Annotated in this window: 20 protein-coding genes; 5 read left to right on the top strand and 15 right to left on the bottom strand. The window is 36.8% G+C overall.

Annotation, left to right across the window (positions count from 1 at the left end; all coding sequences use genetic code 11):
• Positions 1–429 precede the first annotated feature (429 nt).
• The 7 genes from E0D87_RS04660 to E0D87_RS04630 all read right to left on the bottom strand — a co-directional run bounded on the left by E0D87_RS04660 (position 430) and on the right by E0D87_RS04630 (position 5,197).
• The gene (locus E0D87_RS04660; RefSeq protein WP_130819539.1) at positions 430–1,200 is read right to left on the bottom strand and encodes an alpha/beta hydrolase family protein; all 771 of its coding nucleotides are present in this window, start codon (positions 1,198–1,200) and stop codon (positions 430–432) included.
• 90 nt (positions 1,201–1,290) lie between these two features.
• A complete protein-coding gene (locus E0D87_RS04655; protein ID WP_130819538.1) occupies positions 1,291–1,842 on the bottom strand; it encodes a DUF3793 family protein in 552 nt (183 codons plus the stop codon).
• Positions 1,842–2,273 (bottom strand): flavodoxin, encoded by a 432-nt coding sequence (locus E0D87_RS04650; RefSeq protein ID WP_130819537.1) that lies wholly within the window; start codon positions 2,271–2,273, stop codon positions 1,842–1,844. The genes E0D87_RS04655 and E0D87_RS04650 overlap by 1 nt, the downstream gene beginning before the upstream one ends.
• A gap of 94 nt (positions 2,274–2,367) precedes the next feature.
• The gene (locus E0D87_RS04645) at positions 2,368–2,535 is read right to left on the bottom strand and encodes a FeoB-associated Cys-rich membrane protein (RefSeq protein ID WP_130819536.1); all 168 of its coding nucleotides are present in this window, start codon (positions 2,533–2,535) and stop codon (positions 2,368–2,370) included.
• A 63-nt stretch (positions 2,536–2,598) separates the two neighbouring features.
• Positions 2,599–4,755: a ferrous iron transport protein B gene (gene feoB, locus E0D87_RS04640; protein ID WP_130819535.1), complete on the bottom strand. Its 2,157-nt coding sequence runs from the start codon at positions 4,753–4,755 to the stop codon at positions 2,599–2,601.
• Entirely contained in the window at positions 4,752–4,979 is a 228-nt protein-coding gene (locus E0D87_RS04635; protein WP_130819534.1) for a FeoA family protein, read from the bottom strand. The genes feoB and E0D87_RS04635 overlap by 4 nt, the downstream gene beginning before the upstream one ends.
• On the bottom strand, positions 4,976–5,197 hold the full coding sequence (locus tag E0D87_RS04630) for a FeoA family protein (protein WP_004833876.1): 222 nt from the start codon (positions 5,195–5,197) through the stop codon (positions 4,976–4,978). The genes E0D87_RS04635 and E0D87_RS04630 overlap by 4 nt, the downstream gene beginning before the upstream one ends.
• A gap of 285 nt (positions 5,198–5,482) precedes the next feature.
• On the opposite strand from E0D87_RS04630, the gene E0D87_RS04625 reads away from it, so the two are divergent.
• Genes E0D87_RS04625 through E0D87_RS04615 form a run of 3 tightly spaced genes read left to right on the top strand, consistent with a single transcriptional unit; the run spans position 5,483 to position 8,631 of the window.
• A complete protein-coding gene (locus E0D87_RS04625; RefSeq protein WP_130819533.1) occupies positions 5,483–6,496 on the top strand; it encodes a threonine aldolase family protein in 1,014 nt (337 codons plus the stop codon).
• Entirely contained in the window at positions 6,486–6,863 is a 378-nt protein-coding gene (locus E0D87_RS04620; protein ID WP_130819532.1) for a hypothetical protein, read from the top strand. Before E0D87_RS04625 ends, E0D87_RS04620 begins: the two co-directional genes overlap by 11 nt.
• Entirely contained in the window at positions 6,853–8,631 is a 1,779-nt protein-coding gene (locus tag E0D87_RS04615; RefSeq protein WP_130819531.1) for an acyltransferase family protein, read from the top strand. The genes E0D87_RS04620 and E0D87_RS04615 overlap by 11 nt, the downstream gene beginning before the upstream one ends.
• Before the next feature lie 772 nt (positions 8,632–9,403).
• Here the strand turns inward: E0D87_RS04615 and E0D87_RS04610 are convergent.
• From E0D87_RS04610 to E0D87_RS04600, 3 genes are read right to left on the bottom strand one after another with little or no spacing between them, the layout of a single operon-like run.
• A complete protein-coding gene (locus E0D87_RS04610; protein ID WP_130819530.1) occupies positions 9,404–9,595 on the bottom strand; it encodes an integrase core domain-containing protein in 192 nt (63 codons plus the stop codon).
• Between the two features lie 36 nt (positions 9,596–9,631).
• On the bottom strand, positions 9,632–10,546 hold the full coding sequence (locus tag E0D87_RS04605; protein ID WP_242618469.1) for an IS3 family transposase: 915 nt from the start codon (positions 10,544–10,546) through the stop codon (positions 9,632–9,634).
• Positions 10,543–10,842 carry a transposase gene (locus E0D87_RS04600; protein WP_130819524.1) on the bottom strand — a complete coding sequence of 100 codons (300 nt, stop codon included), beginning with the start codon at positions 10,840–10,842 and terminating at the stop codon, positions 10,543–10,545. Before E0D87_RS04600 ends, E0D87_RS04605 begins: the two co-directional genes overlap by 4 nt.
• A gap of 300 nt (positions 10,843–11,142) precedes the next feature.
• Here E0D87_RS04600 and E0D87_RS04595 point away from each other — a divergent pair, with 300 nt between their 5' ends.
• The gene (locus tag E0D87_RS04595) at positions 11,143–11,421 is read left to right on the top strand and encodes a GIY-YIG nuclease family protein (RefSeq protein ID WP_130819529.1); all 279 of its coding nucleotides are present in this window, start codon (positions 11,143–11,145) and stop codon (positions 11,419–11,421) included.
• A 780-nt stretch (positions 11,422–12,201) separates the two neighbouring features.
• Here E0D87_RS04595 and E0D87_RS04590 read toward each other — a convergent pair.
• Together E0D87_RS04590 and E0D87_RS04585 are read right to left on the bottom strand one after the other, a co-directional pair.
• On the bottom strand, positions 12,202–13,269 hold the full coding sequence (locus E0D87_RS04590) for a C40 family peptidase (protein ID WP_130819528.1): 1,068 nt from the start codon (positions 13,267–13,269) through the stop codon (positions 12,202–12,204).
• A gap of 66 nt (positions 13,270–13,335) precedes the next feature.
• A complete protein-coding gene (locus E0D87_RS04585; protein WP_130819527.1) occupies positions 13,336–13,929 on the bottom strand; it encodes a hypothetical protein in 594 nt (197 codons plus the stop codon).
• 71 nt (positions 13,930–14,000) lie between these two features.
• Between E0D87_RS04585 and glsA the strand changes: the two genes are divergently transcribed.
• Positions 14,001–14,930: a glutaminase A gene (gene glsA, locus E0D87_RS04580; RefSeq protein ID WP_130819526.1), complete on the top strand. Its 930-nt coding sequence runs from the start codon at positions 14,001–14,003 to the stop codon at positions 14,928–14,930.
• 481 nt (positions 14,931–15,411) lie between these two features.
• Here the strand turns inward: glsA and E0D87_RS04575 are convergent, their stop codons facing one another.
• From E0D87_RS04575 to E0D87_RS04565, 3 genes are all read right to left on the bottom strand, one after another.
• On the bottom strand, positions 15,412–16,326 hold the full coding sequence (locus tag E0D87_RS04575) for an IS3 family transposase (protein ID WP_242618469.1): 915 nt from the start codon (positions 16,324–16,326) through the stop codon (positions 15,412–15,414).
• Positions 16,323–16,622, bottom strand: a complete 300-nt coding sequence (locus E0D87_RS04570; RefSeq protein WP_130819524.1) for a transposase — start codon at positions 16,620–16,622, stop codon at positions 16,323–16,325. Before E0D87_RS04570 ends, E0D87_RS04575 begins: the two co-directional genes overlap by 4 nt.
• A 269-nt stretch (positions 16,623–16,891) precedes the next feature.
• A complete protein-coding gene (locus tag E0D87_RS04565) occupies positions 16,892–19,078 on the bottom strand; it encodes a PTS sugar transporter subunit IIABC (RefSeq protein WP_130819523.1) in 2,187 nt (728 codons plus the stop codon).
• Positions 19,079–19,089: the final 11 nt, after the last annotated feature.

The raw sequence follows: 19,089 nt of genomic DNA, 5'->3' as shown, positions 1-19,089 counted from the left end.
ATTTGTTTGAAATCATTATACCAGCTTCCCTTCCTCAGGATGACGGATTTGGCGGATTGATAACTCCATTAAGGATGACGGGTTTGACAGATTGATAACTCCATCAAGGATAACAGTTTTGACGGATTACCATCCCCCCCAATCTCGTCATTCCGACAGAACGATCGTAAGGAGCGACGAGGAATCTACAGTATGTAACTCGCAGTCAAGGTGAATTCGAAGTACATACTCGAGATCCTCACGTCGATCCTCCACGAGCCGGACGGGCTAGTTAGCTCCTCAGGATGACGGGTTTGGGGATTGTAATTTCCTTTATACTGTCATTCCAACAGAGCGACTGTATGGAGCGACGAGGAATCTACAGTCTATACCACGCAGTCAAGTTCAAGCTACTTACCTCTCTTTATATTTCAACTTAGAAGTTCTATCCTATTCTTCTTCCATAAATCTATTAGTTAGTTCAAATATTTCTAGTCTTTTTTCGTAGTTTGTGAAGTTGTGGCCTAGGTCTTTTATTTCTTGGTAGTTTGCGTTTTTGAAGGATTTGCTTAGGTTTTCTACGGATTTTCTATCTATTACTGGGTCTTTGTCGCCTCTTACTATTAGGACTTTTCCCTTGTAGGTTTTTGCTATTTCTAAGAAGTCGTATTTTTTGCTATCTTCTGCAATTTTGGCTGATATTTTTAGCCCTCCTAGGTCTTTTTCTGCTGCAGCTTGGCTTTTTATTTTCTCATCTAATGTTCTGATCAAGTTTGAGTTTTGGATGGAGTAGTTTGAGCCTGGAGCGTAGAGGATTAGTCCTTTTGGGTTTTTGTCTGCTGCAGTTTTTATGGCTACTGCTCCTCCCATGGAGTGGGCTCTGATGTAGATATTTTCGATATCTACAAAGTTATTTTCTTTGACCCAATCGTATATTAGCTCGCTATCTTCTATTTGTCTGGTAAAGGTTAGGTCAAAGAAGCTCCCCTCACTTTCGCCACACCCTCTAAAGTCAAATCTAAAGACAAGGTATCCTGCAGCTGTCAGGTACTTGGCTTGTTGGATTGACATGTAGTTTATCCCGTTTCTATCGTCCATCAGACCATGGTAGAATATTAAACTCTTATATTTTTTATTTTTATCGAAAGTGTCTGGAGTGTTTAAGACTCCTCTTATTATGTCGTTGTTTTTGGCTTTTATTTCTGTGTAAATGTATTTCATATCTCCTCCTAATATTATTGTACCAAGGCAAAAAAATACTGCCCGAATTTCGGGCAGCAGCATTCTAATATTATACGTATGATTTTTATTTTAATTTACAAGTTGGGCGAGGTCATAGCCCTTTTTTATTAAAGTTTTGTTGTAAACTTTGCTTTTTTTGTAGGCTTTAAATATTTTTTCTTTTTCTTCTTTGTTTGAGTAGACCTTCCAATAACCGTTTAGAAGGAAGTTTTGACCCTTGTTTTTGATAAAGCCTTCGACATCGTCTAGGGGGTAACCTAGGAAAATGCCAATTTCATGGGGGAAATCTGTGATTTGCAACCTTTTTGTTAGAGATGACATACATTTGTTAAGGTTGTTTGAATCGTATCCCAAATTTGTCATGTATTTTTCTATTTCTTTGTCTTTTAAGATATCTAAAAGCTGGCTTTTCCTGTAGACAAATACTAGAAATCCTTTTTTCTTTTTGGAAACTAACCTGAAGTTAAGATCACACCTTGGACATTTCTTACAAGAATTTTCCCAAGAGCTTAGGATTTTCCTTACATATTTGATGTCAGTTGATCTTATTTGAAATAATCCTGCAGGTTTTATGCCAGCTATGACCGGCGAGGCGTGCTCGATTAAGATATCTTCTCGCATTAGATTTTTTCTACTAGAGAATCTGCCAAGGCTCTTACCCTATCCAAGGCTTCATCGTCTGGATCATCATAGGCAATTACACCATCTGCTGCAAGGTTTATGCCATTATCCTTGCATCTATCTTGCCAAATATCCATCCATTCTCCGTCATTCCATTCATATGAACCGAATATTGCAACTGGTTTATCTTCTAATTTTGTCTCAACTTCTTCAAACATTGGTTCAAACTCACCATCTTCTAATGCTTCATTTCCCATGGCAGGACAGCCGAAGGCAAAGCCATCAAAATCTCCCAAGTTATCTCTACTAAATTCATTCGCAAAGAAAAGCTCTCCCTCACATCCTTTTGCCTTTACTTCTTCTAGGAAAGTTTCTGCCATTTTTTCTGTGTTACCTGTTCCTGACCAATATACTACTGCTATTTTTGCCATAATTATCTCCTTTTTATATTTATATTAATATTTTGATAATGATAATTTGTATCATTATTCTTCCAAAAAAAATTAAGTCTCCCTAATTTTTCTTCTATGATCCACATCCACAAGATTTGCTCTTGCTATTTGATTTACCACTAGCACATGCGGCACAATCTTTGCATCCACCATGGCTATCTTCTGCAATAAATCTTGTATATATTACATAGGCACAAGCTGCCACTATTACTACTAGTACGATGATTGATTGTAGGTTCATATCCTCTCCTTTCTTTTGTCTATCTATCTAAATTCCAGCCCCGAATTAACGGGGCGAATTTTTTTATGCTTTTACCTTGCTAGTTTCGTAGTTTATCTCTTTTTTCTCGCTGTCTGGTTTTCTTACCAATAGGTAGATAAAGCCAACTAGAGCTATTAGAGCGACTACTGTCCAAATATTAAATATTCCATAAGCAATATAGTTTGCAAGGTTATAGAATATTAGGGATATAACATAGGCATATCCCATTTGATATCCTATGGCTATAGCTGTCCATTTGTTATCTGCCATTTCAGTCTTGATTGCACCAACTGCTGCAAAACAAGGCATACATAGCATATTAAATAGTAGGAAGGAATATCCTGCTACTGGTGTAGCTAGGGCGTGATTGAAGGCCATGAGAAGTTCTTGACTTTCTTCTGTCACTTCTGCTCCTAGTCCTAGAACTACTCCCATAGTCGCTACTACGTTTTCTTTGGCTACAAATCCTGTGATTGTAGCAACTGTTGCTTGCCATGAATCAAATCCTATTGGCCTAAATATTATTGCAATAGCTGATCCTATTCTTGCAAGGATTGATGTTTCTGTTTCGGCTTCTACTAAGTTTAGTCTAAAGTCAAAGTTAGATAAGAGCCAAATAACTATTGTTGATAAGAAAATTATTGTTCCTGCTCTCTTTACATAAGCCTTAGACTTGTTGTAGACATCTGTAAGGACTGATTTTGCACGAGGTGCGTGGTATGGAGGTAATTCCATTATAAAAGGTGCAGGATCTGCTTGTAATTCTTTGAATTTCTTAAGGATTATTCCAGATACAACTATGCTTGCTATACCAATCATATAAAATGAGAATGATACTAGAGCTGCATGCTCTTTGAAGAAGGCTCCTACGATTAGGGCTATTACAGGAAGTTTAGCTGAACATGGCATAAAGGTTGATGTCATGATTGTAATCTTCCTATCCCTATCAGATTCAATTGTCCTTGATGCTTGGATACCTGGTACCCCACATCCTGTTGCTACCATTGCTGGGATAAAAGATTTTCCTGAAAGTCCAAATCTTCTGAAGAGTCTGTCCATGATAAAGGCAACCCTTGCCATATATCCTATATCTTCTAGGATACTTAATAGAGCAAATAGCACCATCATTTGTGGCAAGAATCCTAATACTGCTCCCACTCCTGCAAGTGCTCCATCTGTTACAAGACCTGTTAGGACTGGGTGGATATTCGCAGCTTCCATTCCTGCTTGTACCCAAGGAATTAAACTTTCCTCAAAGAATCCATTTACGGCTTCTGTACCTAATGTTCCTGGAGATTTTTCAAATACTGCCAAGAAGTAAACTAAGAACATTACTAGGGCAAATATTGGAAGACCCCAAATCCTGCTTGTAACAATCTTATCTATCTTGTCGGTTAGAGAAAGTTTTGGCTTAGCCTTTACTAAGATCTCTGATGAGATTTCTTCAAGTTTCTCATATCTTTCGCTTGTGATAATGCTTTCTGCATCATCCTCTTCTTGTTGTTCTATCTTATCTCTCATCTTGTCGATTTCAGCAAGGTCATTTGATGACATTGACAAATGTTTTAATGTTTCTTCGTCATTTTCAAAAAGTTTAATTGCATAATATCTTGATAAATCATTGTCTAAGTTTGTTGTGTACTTTTGTTCAATTTCAGATAGAGCATTTTCTACATCATCATTATATTTAAGTTTGATTGGTTTGTTTTTCCTATCTTTTTCTTTTATAACTGTCTTGATTAAATCATCGACACCCTTTTGTCTAGACGCAACAGTCTTAACAACTGGACATCCAAGTAGTTTAGAAAAAGCATCTACATCAATCTTATCTCCCTTACTTTCAACAACATCCATCATGTTTAAAGCTATAATTACTGGAATATTTAGTTCCATAAGCTGGCTTGTCAAATATAAGTTTCTAACAAGGTTTGACGCATCAACCAAGTTAATAATCAAATCAGGCTTTTCACCTACCAAGTATTGTCTACTTACTACCTCTTCCAAAGTATATGGTGAAAGTGAGTAGATTCCTGGAAGGTCTTCTATAACAATGTCCTTATGACCCTTAAGATTTCCTTGTTTTTTATCAACAGTAACTCCTGGCCAGTTACCAACTCTTTGGTTTGATCCTGTCAAGGCATTAAAAAGAGTTGTCTTTCCTGAGTTAGGGTTACCTGCAAGTGCTATTTTATAATTCATTTTTCTTCCACCCTAATATTTTTCGCATCTTCTTTTCTAATAGTTAGCTCATATCCTCTTATATTTATTTGGATAGGATCTCCCAAGGGGGCTACCTTTCTTACAAAAATTTCGGTCTTCTTGGTAATACCCATATCCATAATTCTCCTTTTAGTAGGGGAATCTCCAAGGATTTTTTCAACTACTACTGTAGAACCAACTTCAATCTTATCTAATGTGTTCATCTTATCTCCTTAACTATAATTCTCTTTGCTAAATCCTTGCTCAAGGCAAAGCGATTATCATCAATAACGAATATATAGTTCACTCCGTCAAATTTTTGAAGGCTTACTACTCTTCCCTTAGCGAAACCCAAGTTACTCAAGTGTTTTTTGGTAGCATCGGTTCCCTTAATGGAAATAATCTCCGCTTTCTCACCTTCATTCAATAATGTTATTGGCATATGCACTCCAATCTATGTAAATTTACAAGTAAATTTTAGATATATTACAATATAAATAAAATATATTGTTCCCTTATCTAGGAATAATATATCACAATCTGAAACAATAATCAATATCAAATGACGTTTTTTTTAATATTTTTTTATAGATTTAAGGGGATTTCTTATGAAATATTGAAATTTAAATATTTACATATTTTCCCCTTTTCTATATACCAACAATTAAGCCTAGGTCAAGTTCAAAAACATGACCTATTTTGATATAATATAGACAAAGGAGTATCTATGTATTTTTTTGTTAATGATTATAATTCAATTTGCTATCCAGAAATCCTAGATAGTTTGAAATCTTGTTTAGATGAGAAAAATATCGGCTATGGCTTTGATAGTCACAGTGACAATGCCAGAAGGCTAATAAGAAAAGCCTTGGACGATGAATCTTGCCATATCCACTTTATCCCAGGCGGAACACCTGCTAATATTCTAGGTGTGTCAGCCGGTATGCGTGCCCAAGATTCGGTATTTGCAGTTAATACTGGTCACATCAAAGGCCATGAGGCAGGTTCAATCGAAGCTTGTGGTATCAAGGTAGAACTAATTAGCTCTCCTACAGGTAAACTTAGTAGAAGTCTACTAGAAAGAGAAATCAAAAACTTCAACAATGAATTCACTACTAAACCTAAGAAAGTCTATATATCAAATACTACAGAGCTTGGCGAGGTCTATACCAAAGCTGAGATTATGGATATCTATGATTTCTGCAAGGAAAATGACATGTATTTATTTATAGATGGAGCGAGAATGGCAGCTGCCCTTGCCTCTGACAAATGCGACTATAGCCTAGCTGACTTAACTAAAATGTGCGATATCTTTTATTTAGGTGGAACTAAGGCTGGCTTTATGTTTGGCGAGGCTCTAGTTATAACTAATGACGAGCTTAAAAGTGACTTTCTAAAGCTTATCAAACAAAAAGGCGCCATGCTTGCCAAAGGCTTTATCTCAGGCATCATGTGGGAGAGGGTCTTTAGCGAAGATGATTTTTACCTTAAAGGATCAAAGATAGCCTACAAACAAGCGAAAAAGCTTGCCGCAGGTCTAGAAAAAAGAGGCTATCACCTTGCCTATCCTTTCGAGTCCAACCAAGTATTTGTAAAGGTAGCTAGCAAGGACCTTTCCCACTGTAAGGAAATCTCTCAATTTGAAATTATGGAAGAAAAAGATTCCTATTATATAGTAAGGCTCGTTACAACCTTTAGGACAAGTGACGCTGACGTGGAGGGTTTCCTAAATGAAATTTGATATGGACTACAAGAAGTTTATGGAATACTTTGCCAAGTTTAGCCTAGGACTTATGATCGTAGCTGGCATGTATATTCTAATAAAACCTGATACAAAAAAAGTTACTTCCTACAAGGTAAATGACGATATGACCTATACAGGAAAGCTTGTCCATGACAAGTTTGAAGGTAGTGGCGTCCTCGCTACTAAGGACGGACTATATAAGGGCGATTTTTCAAATGGTAGATTTGTAAATGACGGAATCTTTATTGGCAAGGACTACTATTACATCAAAAAGGGTGATACAGTCACCATAAAATACAACAATGGTAGAGTCTTTGTCAAAGAGAAAGATAAGTGGAAGGAGGTAGATTCCGATGAGAATTAAAGGACTTGACAACCTAAGGGTCTTTGGCATAAGCCTTGTCGTCATCTATCATATTTTCAAGGAATTCTTGCCAGCAGGATTTCTCGGGGTAAACATCATGTTTGTCCTATCAGGCTTTCTGGTAAGCTTTCACCTCCTAAACGAAGTGTATAAGACAGATGATATAGACCTTAAAACTTATTACAAGAAAAGATACAGGAGGATCTATCCTGGAGTCTTGTTTATGGTCTTTGTCGTTAGCCTCATGGCAATTTTTGTAAATAGAGATTACACAGTCCATTACTTTGACCAAGTCTTAGCTGCCCTATCCTTTACCAGCAATTATTATGAAATCCTAACAGGAGGCTCCTACGAATCCCAATTTATAAGCCATCTTTTCCTACACACTTGGTTTTTGGCGATAGAAGTTCACTTCTACCTCCTCTGGCCACTTTTGATTAAATTTATATACAAGAGAAGTGAAAAGGCTAATAATGTGAAAAAGACCTTCTCCAACAGGTTCTTTGCCATAAGTTTGATCCTTTACCTAATCACTTTTGCTCTAACAATTGTACTTACATGTCTTGGCAAAAATATTTCCTTTATATATTTTGCGGACTTTACAAGGTTGTCATCATTTTTCCTAGGTGCCTTTGTGGCTTGCTTTGTCAAAAGATTTGGATTTAGGAAAATCCCTTACAAAACTGTAAGCGCCATAGCATTTTCCCTAATAACAATCCTTGCCTTTTTCCTCTCCTACGAGATGAAAACAACCTACATCCTAGGGTTTTTCATAACTGACCTTGCAACAGTTATGATAATCCTTGCAGCCTACTCAGATGAAAACGCAAGAGATCCTCTAGCTGTAAAGAAAATTTCTCCTTACACCTACTCAATCTATCTCATGCATTGGCCAGTATATGTCATAACATCAAGCCTAATGAACAAGCCATCTGCCCTAGTATTAACTATAATAATTACAGCTGTTTTGGTAATGATAAACCACCATATCTTTGAACCACTATTTAGGGGAGAAGAAATTGGATATCTATCATTTAAGAAAAACCCACCTGATATAGCGAGGATAATAACCCTAGTAGCTGTTATTATCATATCCTTTGTAACATCCATCAGTCTAACACTAGCATCAGACGATATGGTAAGCCTAGAAAAGCAAATCTGGCTATCATCTATTAACCAAGATATTGGAAAAATCAAGAAAGATAAGGAAAAGCTAGACAACTTCATCATAGAAAATGACTACCCAAACGAGGTTATCAAAGATGAGGCAATAAGTACAACTATATTAGCTGATTCCGTTCTCTTAGGAAACAGAGAATATATAGAAGAAACTATAGGCGGAACCTATGTCGACGCCGAAGGAAGCAGGCTCTTAGAAAAAGCCCCTGAAATCATAAAAGAAATAGATGAAGAAGGCAACCTAGGCGATATAGTTGCAATAGCCCTTGGCACAAACGCCGTAGAAGATCCAGAAGAAAGTCTAGAAAAAATAGTAAAAGATCTACCAAAAGGAAAAAAACTAATCTTTATCTCATGTTACGATAGTAGATACGACCAACCTCACAGGGTAAGCCAAGCCATGAAAAAAGTAAGCGAAAAATATAAATTTATAACTTACATGCCTTGGGAAGAGCTCGCCATGGACCACCCAGAATTCTATTACGGAACAGACGGAGTCCACTTCTACGGAAACATAGAAGCCTACGACGCCTACAACGACCTCCTCCAAAAAGCAATCCTTGAAGCAAGCAAAAAAGAAGGAAAATAGATAGTAATATCAAAAAAAACTGGCTAAAAATGAGCCAGTTTTTTTGTGGATGGAAATATTTGTGGAATAATTGATATAGAATGGAGATTCCTCGTCGCTCGTCCCTCGATCTGTCAGAATGACAGGTTTGAGGGGAAAATCTTCCAATCCAGTCATCCTGAGGAGCAAAGCGACGTGAGGATCTACAGTTTATCCTTTGGGTTTCATTTGACTGCGTAGTATAAACTCGCGATTCCTCGTCGCTCGTTCCTCGCTCTGTCGGAATGACAAGATTAAGGGAATAACAATCCCCCCAAAACCTGTCATCCTTAATGAAATGGTAATATAAATTTCAAAATTACAATCCTCAAAACCCGTCATCCTTAATGGAGTTGTCACAGTGAGTGAAACGAACTGATGAAACTCCTTAATCGAGGCTTTTCGAGATGAGCCGCAGGCGAATCCGAAAACTACCGTCGAGGAGCAACTAGCCCGTCCGGCTCGTGGAGGACCGACGTGAGGATCTACAGTGTGTATACTTTGGGTTCAACATTGCTCGAGGTACCAACTGTAGATTCCTCGTCGCTCGTCACTCACTGAAAGTGGTACATAAATTCAAACTATTTTTTCATATTTTTAGTGACAGTTTATTACCTCACTTTGAGTTTAGTTCAACAAACTCACTCTCAGTGAGGATTTTCTTTATTTGGTCATATTTTTCTTCTTCACTATANCTGAAAGTGGTACATAAATTCAAACTATTTTTTCATATTTTTAGTGACAGTTTATTACCTCACTTTGAGTTTAGTTCAACAAACTCACTCTCAGTGAGGATTTTCTTTATTTGGTCATATTTTTCTTCTTCACTATATTGGGTTTTTACATATTTGGATAAGGGAGTTATATATCCTATTGAACTATGGAGTCTTTGGGTGTTGTAATAGTATATCCAATATTCTACTNTGAAAGTGGTACATAAATTCAAACTATTTTTTCATATTTTTAGTGACAGTTTATTACCTCACTTTGAGTTTAGTTCAACAAACTCACTCTCAGTGAGGATTTTCTTTATTTGGTCATATTTTTCTTCTTCACTATATTGGGTTTTTACATATTTGGATAAGGGAGTTATATATCCTATTGAACTATGGAGTCTTTGGGTGTTGTAATAGTATATCCAATATTCTACTATTCTGATGTATTCGTCCATTTTTAAGTGGTCTGTTTTTCCTATTTCTGTTTTCATGCTGTTAAATAGTGTCTCTATATATCTATTGTCTACTGCTTTTCTTGGGCGTGACATACTTTGGATTATTTTGTATTCTTTTAAAGTGTCATGGTATGTTTTGCTTACGAATGGACTGCCTCTGTCTGATGATATCATTGTTGGTATGCCGTATTTGTTTATGGCTTTTTCTATTGTTTCTATTGCTACTTGGCTGTTATTTTTCTTGCTTATTGTGTAGCCTACTATCATTCTTGTGTTTATTGATATTGTTACACATATGTATATTTTTTTGTTTGCTATTTTTTCTTCTGTGAAGTCTATTGACCATATTTCTTGGTCTCTTTCATTTTTGCTTAGGTGGTTTAGTTTGTTTTCTGCTCTATATTCTTTTGTGTTGTTGCTTGTGTGAATGTTTTTAATTTTGTTTCTCTTATATCTTGCTTCTAATTTTAACTCTTTTAGTATCTTGCTTATTTTGTTTTCAGACATTTTTATACCATGGTTTTTTAGGTATATTCTAAGTCTTCGTCTTCCGTAAGTTCCAAAGTTTTCGTAGAATGCTTTTTCTACATTTTTCTTTTCTTCTTTACGAAAGTTTTTGTTTAATGGGTGTTTTTTCCTGTAGTAATAGTTTGTCTTCTTTATTTCTAATGTTTTGCATACTTTGCTTACGGGATATTCTTTTAGTTTTTCTAGGGCAAAGTCTATCTTTTCTCTTTCTTTTGAGCAAAGTATGCGTTGGCTTTTTTTAATATTTCATTTTCCATTCTAAGATCGTCTAGTTGTTTTCTAAGTTTTACTAGTTCTTTTTCATTTATTACATTTTTATTTGTGAATGATTGCTTTCCTTTTTCTAGATATTGGTTTTTCCATCTATGGATTGTTTGCCTATCTAGATCATATATTTCACATAGTTCTCTTATACTTTTGTTTGCCTTTAAATGCATTTCTACTACGTTTATTTTGAATTCTGGGTCAAATGTTCTTCTTAAGTCTTTTGGCATAATCTCTCTCCTTTGTCATTAAGGAATTTGTTTGAAATCATTATACCAGCTTCACTCTGTCGGAATGACGGGATTGAGGATAAAGATATCTTAAAACCTGCAATACTTAATAGAATGGTAATAGTAATTATAAAATAACACCCCCAAACAGTCATCCTGAGGAATGAGCGTAAGCGAATGACGTGAGGATCTACAGTAGTTATACGAATTACACTTAACTTCGAAATATAACTGAAATTTCCATAGCTCGCTCATACTTTTATCAAGTTACAAGTATAATAAAACAAAAAAGGAAGTCATATGTATTTCGTCTATATACTAACCAACAAAACAAATAAAGTCCTTTACACTGGAGTCACCAACAATCTTGAAAGAAGACTATACGAGCATAAAAACCACTTAGTGGATGGCTTTTCGAGTAAATATAACACCACTAAGCTTGTCTACTACGAAATAAGTGAATCTGTAGAATCCGCCATAGCAAGAGAAAAACAAATTAAAGCCTATCGTAGAGATAAAAAGTTAGATTTGATTAACGAATCAAACAGCAAGTGGAAAGACCTTAGTTTGGAATGGTAGGTAATTCGGGTTTTGCTTTACTGCGTGGTACAGACTGGAGATTCCTCGTCGAAACCTAAAGGTTTCTCTGTCGACAGTAGTTTTCGGATTCGCCTACGGCTCACCTCGAAAAGCCTTGATTAAGGGCTGTCATCAGTTCACTAACGTTCACTGTGACCAGACCCATTAGGAATGACAAGTTTGAGAGAATGATAATATTCCAAAGAGTCATCTTTAATGGAGCCATTAATCCTTTAAACCGGTCATCCTGAGGAGCGAAGCGACGTGAGGATCTACAGTCTATGATTCGGGTTCCACTTGACTACGAAGTACCGACTGGAGATTCCTCGTCGAAACCTCTCGGTTTCTCTGTCGGAATGACGTATTTTAATGTCAGCAGTTCACTACGTTCACTGTGAAAAGATCCATTAGGAATGACAGGATTACGAAAATAACATTCTCTAAAACCCGTCATCCTGAGGAGCGAAGCGACGTGAGGATCTACAGTGTATACTTTGGGTTCAACATTGCTCGAGGTACCAACTGGAGATTCCTCGTCGCTCGTCCCTCGCTCTGTCGGAATGACAGTGACGGTCGTAAGTTCACTATCACTCGCTGTGAAAAGTCCCATTAGAAATTACCGAGTTTAACAATCAACAATTTACTAACGTTCACCTCAAAAAATCCCCTAAGCAATGGCGGGGTCTTAGTAAATTATTTCCTCTCTTGCTATCCCCAATTTCATTTAATCCCTTATAAAATGCCAACCTAAAAACCCAAGCTTTCTAGCTTGGGGTTTTCTTATTCAAATATTCTTTTTATTACGAATGGATCGTATATTGGGCTTACTATTACTCCTTGGCCTGGGCTTGCTGCGTGGACCATATTGCCCATACCATCTGCTATTGCAACGTGGTAGATGTCGGCATAGGATGATCCGAAGAATACCAAGTCTCCTGCTTGTTCCATACCAAATGGAATGGTTTCGCCGTATTCTGCTTGCATTTTTGCACTGTGAGGTAGGCTTAGTCCAAAGTTTTCAAAGGTTCTTAGGACAAGTCCAGAACAGTCTATCCCGTTTGTTTTAGATACTCCACCAAATACATAAGGACTTCCTACATAGTCTAGGGCGTAGTTGTATATGCTTTTGCCTAGCTCTGATGAGTCATTGTCTATGACCTCGCCGTCTTCATCAGTAAAGTAGGTTACATAGATTACCTCGTAGGTTTCCTCTTCTTCCTTATTTCTTGCGTCTATTTCATTGTACTTGTCTATTGATTCGTTTAGTTTCTTGTAAGTTTCTTTTAGACTATCAAGGTCTTCTTTTTTCTTCTTGCTTATGCTTAGGCTATCAAGCGGTAGGTAGCCAATCTTTTCTCCCTTGTCATTTTCTTCAAGCTCTTTTTTATCCTTAAGATTGATGCCCTTGTTTATTGCATCATCTACATTGTAACTCACTTTTACGTAATTTGTTTCATCATCAAAAGCTAGAACATTGACCTTGGTTGATTTTTTAAGCGTATAGGCAATGCTATTTTCGCTATCTTTGTTTGCCTCAGCTTTTAAATCAGCATCTTTTATGAGGTTGGCATCATTTATCCTATAAAACCAATCTTTGCCAACAAAGGCAGCCTCACCGTCATATTCGATTTGATACCAATCGCCATCTTCTGCTTTGATATCATATCTTGTATAATCTTCGATTCCACCAAGGATAGAAGCGTCATTGGATCTTTCACTTCTAATATTAACTCCCTCAGTCTTATCCCTATCTAGGATTATCTGATCTGCGTGGGATGTTTGTGTGCCCACTGCCATTATCCCCAAATATACTAATGAACCTGCCAATAATTTATTCTTTAACTTCACTTTATCTCTCCCAATTTTATTCTATATATATTATAACACAGAAGGCTAATTATTTGGGAGATTTTTCTAAAATTTGTCATAAAATTCGTAGGCAAAATCAACTAGGTCTTTGGAGTAAGAATTTCTTAAATAAGCTGGGTCTAGGTGGTTAATCCTAACCCTATCTAGGCCGTCAGCATCCTTAAAGAACTTGGCAAGTCTAATCGCCCTATCCATATCACTTTCATCTTCTACAAATTCCTTCATTGTATCATCCATAAGCTTATCATCACAAGAATGGCAGGCTATAACTCCTTGTAGAATCGCCTTATCACTATCACATATTCCATTAGCATATCCTATAGAATCAAGGGCAGCTCTCTTGCCATGCTCAGTATCCCAACCATCGTTTACCCTTCTAGTATCGTGAAGGCTTGCTGCATTTACCAAAATATTGGTATCAGTAGCGTCAAGCTTGTAGGCATAGGATAATAAAACCGCAAAGAAAATCACTCTTTCTATGTGATCTTTACCGTGAATGTTAGATACAAAGAGGATATCCTCATTCAAATCCTCGTAGGCTTTCTTTAAAGTATCAAAATAAGCTGATGAGGTAAAATCCTCATAGAAATCATATGTTCTAACCCAATCTTCTTGGGTGAAAATATCTATAACTCTCATAATCACTCCTTTTAATCATTGTACATCTAAAACATATCTAATAAAGGGTATCATATAAGAGAGGTGAATTTATGTTATACAACAGAGATTTAATTAATGAAAAAATATTAAACGCTATAGAAAAAAGCAAGGATTACATAGGTCTAGGCGAAGCTGCCGCATACATTCCCGAACTACTAAATGTAGATAGCGACAACTTTGCCTTCTCGCTAGTTACAACAAATGGTGAAAGCTTCAACTACGGAGACACCGAGGCAGTTTTTTCTATCCAATCAATATCCAAGGTCATTGATCTAATCATGGCTCTTACAGACAACAACCCCAGCGAGGTCTACGGCAAGGTTGGAAGCGAGCCAACCAAATATGAATTCAATTCCCTAGTACCAATAGGAGATACCGCAGCCAATCCCTTTATAAATGCAGGTGCCATCACAACAACATCAATGATTGTCGGAAAGGACAACGACGAGAAATTCGAACGAATCCTAAACACCTACAGGGGCATGGCAAAATATCCCGATGCCCACTTGATGGAAGATGTCTTTCACTCAGAAATGAAAACAACAGACAGAAACAAAGCCATAGCCTACTATCTAAAAAGCAAGGGCATATTTGACCAAAATCCAGAAGAAGTCCTAGAGCTTTATGTAAAAGCATGCTCCATTGGCACAAACATAACAGCACTTGCCACCATGGGAGCGCTCCTTGCCAACAAAGGCTACGACATAGAAGACAGAAGCATGCTAATACCAGAACCAGTAGTCCAACTAGTAGTAAGCCAAATGGCATCATGCGGCATGTACGAAAACTCCGGCAACTATCTAATGAACGTAGGCATCCCATCAAAATCTGGCGTATCAGGAGCCATAGTAGGAGTAGTCCCAGGAGTGTGCGGCCTAGGAGTCTACTCACCAAGACTCGACAAAACAGGAAACTCCATCAGAGGAAAAGAACTATTCAAAATCCTCTCCCAAGATTTGGGACTAAACATATTTGTATAAAAATAAAGCTTCGCTATAAGCGAGGCTTTTTAAGTGGGGAAAATATTAGAAAAAAATAAGAACGATTGATTTCGTGGGCAATGATACTCTCCTAATACAGTCATTCCGACAGAGAAACCGATAGGTTTCGACGAGGAATCTACAGTCTATACCTCGCAGTCAAATTGAACCCAAAGTATAAACTGGAGATCCTCACGTCAGGCTAAAGCCTTCCTCAGGATGACGGGTTTGGGGGGATAATTTTCTATAATTTCAGCTTTAATTTTATTAAAGAGAATTAGTTTGATATAATTCGATTCCCCCAAATACGTCATTCCGACAGAGCAAACGAAGTAAGCGACGAGGAATCTCGAGTTTGTAATTCGCAGTCAAGGAGAACCCAAAGTATAAGCTGTAGATCCTCACGTCATTCGCTTACGCTCATGAAAGTGGTACATAAATTCAAACTATTTTTTCATATTTTTAGTGACAGTTTATTACCTCACTTTGAGTTTAGTTCAACAAACTCACTCTCAGTGAGGATTTTCTTTATTTGGTCATATTTTTCTTCTTCACTATATTGGGTTTTTACATATTTGGATAAGGGAGTTATATATCCTATTGAACTATGGAGTCTTTGGGTGTTGTAATAGTATATCCAATATTCTACTATTCTGATGTATTCGTCCATTTTTAAGTGGTCTGTTTTTCCTATTTCTGTTTTCATGCTGTTAAATAGTGTCTCTATATATCTATTGTCTACTGCTTTTCTTGGGCGTGACATACTTTGGATTATTTTGTATTCTTTTAAAGTGTCATGGTATGTTTTGCTTACGAATGGACTGCCTCTGTCTGATGATATCATTGTTGGTATGCCGTATTTGTTTATGGCTTTTTCTATTGTTTCTATTGCTACTTGGCTGTTATTTTTCTTGCTTATTGTGTAGCCTACTATCATTCTTGTGTTTATTGATATTGTTACACATATGTATATTTTTTTGTTTGCTATTTTTTCTTCTGTGAAGTCTATTGACCATATTTCTTGGTCTCTTTCATTTTTGCTTAGGTGGTTTAGTTTGTTTTCTGCTCTATATTCTTTTGTGTTGTTGCTTGTGTGAATGTTTTTAATTTTGTTTCTCTTATATCTTGCTTCTAATTTTAACTCTTTTAGTATCTTGCTTATTTTGTTTTCAGACATTTTTATACCATGGTTTTTTAGGTATATTCTAAGTCTTCGTCTTCCGTAAGTTCCAAAGTTTTCGTAGAATGCTTTTTCTACATTTTTCTTTTCTTCTTTACGAAAGTTTTTGTTTAATGGGTGTTTTTTCCTGTAGTAATAGTTTGTCTTCTTTATTTCTAATGTTTTGCATACTTTGCTTACGGGATATTCTTTTAGTTTTTCTAGGGCAAAGTCTATCTTTTCTCTTTCTTTTGAGCAAAGTATGCGTTGGCTTTTTTTAATATTTCATTTTCCATTCTAAGATCGTCTAGTTGTTTTCTAAGTTTTACTAGTTCTTTTTCATTTATTACATTTTTATTTGTGAATGATTGCTTTCCTTTTTCTAGATATTGGTTTTTCCATCTATGGATTGTTTGCCTATCTAGATCATATATTTCACATAGTTCTCTTATACTTTTGTTTGCCTTTAAATGCATTTCTACTACGTTTATTTTGAATTCTGGGTCAAATGTTCTTCTTAAGTCTTTTGGCATAATCTCTCTCCTTTGTCATTAAGGAATTTGTTTGAAATCATTATACCAGCTTCCATTCCTCAGGATGACTGTTTGGAAGTGTCATTCCGACAGAGCGACTTAAAGGAGCGACGAGGAATCTAGAGTATATACTCCACAGTTAAGGAAAACTCGAATCACAAACTGGAGATCCTCACGCCAAGGCTTACGCCCTGGCTCAGGATGACAGGTTTGGCGGATTGCCATTTCCCCAAGCAAAAAAGCCCTTGCTAGGGCTTTTTGTTTTTCTTTTATTTTATTTCTATTTCGCCAACTTCTTCGCCTGCTTTTACATCTCTTGTTTCGTTTAGTAGAATACCTTCGATGTTTTCGCTGTTGGTTACTATTACCATTATATCTGTTTGTTTGCCGTTTTCTTTGATATAGTCTAGGTCCATTACAGCTATATGGCTATCTTTTGTTATTTTGTCGCCTTCTTTTACTGATATATCGAATCCTTGTCCTTCTAGGGCTACTGTATCTATTCCCATGTGGACTAGAACTTCTAGGCCTTCTTCGGTTTTAATTCCTATGGCGTGGTTGGTGTTTGCTACCATTACCACTTCTCCTGCTACTGGAGCGTAGATGTCTTTAGCTGTTGGTCTTAGAGCGTATCCGTCTCCCATTAGTTTGCCACTAAATACTGGATCGCTTACTTCTTCTAACTCTACTACCCTTCCGTCTGCTGGAGCGTAAGTTTTAATTTTACCTTCAGCAGTTTTATTTTCTTTAACTTTTGGTTCATCTATATTTTCTTCTACTACTTTTTCATCTGCTAGTTTGGATTCGTTAGATAAATCAGCTGCTTTTGGGGCAAGGCCTCTGTCGATTAAGTCTTCTACGGATGCTTTGACGTTTGGTACTGTTGTTCCGTATACGACTTGGACGTTATTTCCTTGAACTACTGTTCCTGAAGATCCTGTTGTTGATAGTAGGTCTTTGTCTACCTTGCTACCGTCTTTTACTTTTACTCTTAGTCTTGTTGCACAGTTTGTTACGTCGTCTAGGTTGTCTGCTCCACCTAGGCCTGCTACGATTTTGTAGGCTCTTTTTTCTTTGTCGTTTAGCTTGCTGTAGTCAGCGTTTTGTGAGATTTTATCATCGTCAGCTGCTATTGCGTCACGACCTGGTACGTTCCAGTTAAATTTCTTGATACCAAATTTGAAGATAAAGTAATATACTACTCCAAATACTAGTCCCATGATTAGAAGTGGTACCCATCTTGTTATGGCATTTCCTGGTAGAACTCCGTAAAGGATAAAGTCAATTACACCACCTGAAAATGTTAGTGCAACTCCTGATCCTAATAGGTAGGCTAGGACACCTGATATTCCAAATAGAACACAGTGAACTCCGTAGTATAAAACTGGAGATGCAAATAGCATAGGGAATTCTATTGGTTCTGTGATTCCTGTCATAAAGGATGTTAGGGCTGATGAGGTGTAGAAACCTTTCATGTCCTTTTTCCTTGATGGATCACATGATTCATACATTGCCTTACATGCTGCTGGTATACCAAATAGCATTACTGGGAACATATATGAAAAGTGTGCTGCTGCGTGAGCATCTATTGGAACGCCTGCTGCAAGTTGGGCAAATACTATGTTTTGTGCACCAACTACTGTTTGTCCGTTAACTACTGCAGTTCCACCTATAGCTGTTTGCCAGAATGGAAGGTAGAAAACGTGATGAAGTCCAAATGGAATAAGGGCACGATAGATATATACATAAAGGAATATACCAAATATACCCATTCCTGAAATAACTTGACCGATTGATGAAAATCCTGCAGATATTAGAGGCCATACAAAGGTCATGATTATTCCAATAATAATACCAGCGAGTGATGAAATTATTGGAATAAAGTGAGTACCTGCAAAGAATGATATAGCCTCAGGTAGCTCTATCATATTGTATTTGTTGTGTAGGTTTGCCACAACAAGACCTAGGATAATTCCACCCATAACCCCAAGGTTCATTGTGTTATCAAAACCTAGGTAAGATGTGATAAGCCCTTGAGTTTGTTTTAGGCTTTCTATATCTCTAAATTGATTTAAAGCTGCAGTCATTGAGGCATACATTACAAAATAGCCTATGATTGCAGAAAGAGCTGCTACTCCCTTTTCTCTTTTGGCAAGTCCACTTGCTACAGAAATACCAAATAATAGTCCCAAATGGCTAAATACTATATTTCCTGCACTTGCAAGGACTGAAAGTATTCCATACAAGGTTCCACCTTCGTATAAAACATTTCCTAAATTATACATTTCTATTACACTTGGATTGGTAAAAGAAGATCCAATTCCAAGCAAAAGACCAGCTATAGGCAAAAGTGATATTGGCAACATGAATGTTTGGCCAAGCTTTTGAAGCGTTCCAAATACCTTGTTCTCGCCAGTCTTTTCACGAATTTCTTGTTTAGATTTCGCTTTTGACATAATTCCTCCTA

Source organism: Anaerococcus vaginimassiliensis (assembly GCF_900626155.1).
Taxonomy (GTDB): domain Bacteria; phylum Bacillota; class Clostridia; order Tissierellales; family Peptoniphilaceae; genus Anaerococcus; species Anaerococcus vaginimassiliensis.
Note: the sequence above shows the minus strand (reverse complement) of the source record. Positions and strands in the feature narration are given on the sequence as shown.